Origin of the sequence: Pseudomonas sp. CM27 (assembly GCF_013179515.1) — a bacterium.
Taxonomy (GTDB): domain Bacteria; phylum Pseudomonadota; class Gammaproteobacteria; order Pseudomonadales; family Pseudomonadaceae; genus Aquipseudomonas.
On sequence record NZ_JABMCN010000430.1, the window covers coordinates 1 to 1,548 of the forward strand.

2 protein-coding genes and 1 pseudogene are annotated in these 1,548 nt (G+C 62.1%); all 3 read right to left on the reverse strand.

The window, feature by feature from the left end; all coding sequences use genetic code 11:
* A pseudogene (locus HP547_RS28670) lies at positions 1–855 on the reverse strand (glycine dehydrogenase (aminomethyl-transferring)); the annotation flags it as partial.
* 11 nt (positions 856–866) lie between these two features.
* Positions 867–1,250, reverse strand: a complete 384-nt coding sequence (gene gcvH, locus HP547_RS28675) for a glycine cleavage system protein GcvH (RefSeq protein ID WP_172288869.1) — start codon at positions 1,248–1,250, stop codon at positions 867–869.
* A partial coding sequence (locus tag HP547_RS28680) for a hypothetical protein (protein ID WP_218583506.1) occupies positions 1,247–1,548 on the reverse strand: 302 nt, incomplete at its 5' end. The genes HP547_RS28680 and gcvH, both read right to left, overlap by 4 nt.

Genomic DNA, 1,548 nt, shown 5'->3' on the forward strand with positions numbered 1-1,548 from the left:
GGCGAAGTAGGCCGCGTGCGGGCCACCGAAGCCCAGTGGCACGCCGAAGCGCTGGGCGCTGCCGATGGCCACGTCGGCGTCGAACTCGCCCGGCGGGGTCAGCAGGGTCAGGGCCAGCAGGTCGGCGGCGACGGCGACCAGAGCATTGGCGGCGTGGAAGCGCTGCACCACGTCGCGGTAGTCGAACACTTCACCGTTGCTGGCCGGGTACTGCAGCAGGGCGCCGAAGAAGGCGCTGACATCACCCAGTTCGCGCTCGTCGCCGACCACGATCTCGATACCCAGCGGCTCGGCACGGGTGCGCAGCACATCAAGGGTTTGCGGGTGGCAATGCACCGAGGCGAAGAAGGCGTGGCTGGTCTTGTTCTTCGACAGCCGCTTGCAGAAGGTCATGGCCTCGGCCGCTGCAGTGGCTTCGTCGAGCAGGGAGGCGTTGGCGATCGGCAGGCCGGTCAGGTCGCTGATCAGGGTCTGGAAGTTCAGCAGTGCTTCCAGGCGGCCCTGGGAAATTTCTGGCTGGTACGGGGTGTAGGCGGTGTACCAGGCCGGGTTCTCCAGCAGGTTGCGCAGGATCGGTGCCGGGGTGTGGGTGTTGTAGTAGCCCTGGCCGATGTAGCTCTTGAACAGCTGGTTGTTGCCGGCGATGGCCTTGAGCGCGGCAAGCGCGTCGGCTTCACTTTGGCCGTCATGCGAGCCAAGCACGCTGGTGCCCTTGATGCTGTCGGGGATGACTGCGGCGGTCATGGCTTCCAGCGAGTCGAAGCCCAGTGCTGCGAGCATGGCCTGCTCGTCAGCGGCGCGCGGGCCGATGTGACGGGCGATGAACTCGTTGGCGGTGCCGAGGTTGGTGGTCATGGCAGGGTTCCTCAGGCGTCGTCGTTGGCTTTGATCAGGCGGTCGTAGGCGTCCTGGTCGAGCAGGGCGGTCACTTCGCTCATGTCGGCCGGGTTGAAGCGGAAGAACCAGCCTTCGCCCATCGGGTCTTCGTTGACCAGTTCCGGGCTGTCTTCGAGCTGGCCGTTGACTTCGACCACTTCGCCGGTCAGGGGCATGTACACCCCGCTTGCAGCCTTCACCGATTCGACGGTGGAGGCTTCGCTGCCTTTCTCATACTGCTGCAACTCGGGCAGTTGCACGAAAACCACATCGCCAAGGGCGTTCTGGGCGTAGGCGGTGATGCCCACGGTGACGCTGCCATCGGCTTCGACGCGCAGCCATTCGTGATCTTCAGTGAAACGCAACTCGCTCATGGGGAATCCTCGGGAAGCAGGGCGTTGGGCGCGGTGGCTCCGCGCTCTTGGGTTGATAATCTACTAGCAAGAACACGGCCAATCTTGGAAAAACCATATAAAACAATGAGATAGGTATTTCCCATGTTCGTTTCGTGGTTTTTCTGGAACGAAAACGCTACGCAAGGGCAGCAGGTGAAAAGGGTTTGGGGATCAAACCCTTGCGCGGGCGCATTCGAATGAGCTTGTATCGATTTCGGTACGGTGTATTCAAATCGATACGCTGCGTTGAATTCGGGCAAGTACGCTGCTTGAAACA

Excerpts from the sequence above, each read along its gene's own strand:
- gcvH (WP_172288869.1), bottom strand. The coding sequence starts at position 1,250 with ATGAGCGAGTTGCGTTTCACTGAAGATCACGAATGGCTGCGCGTCGAA.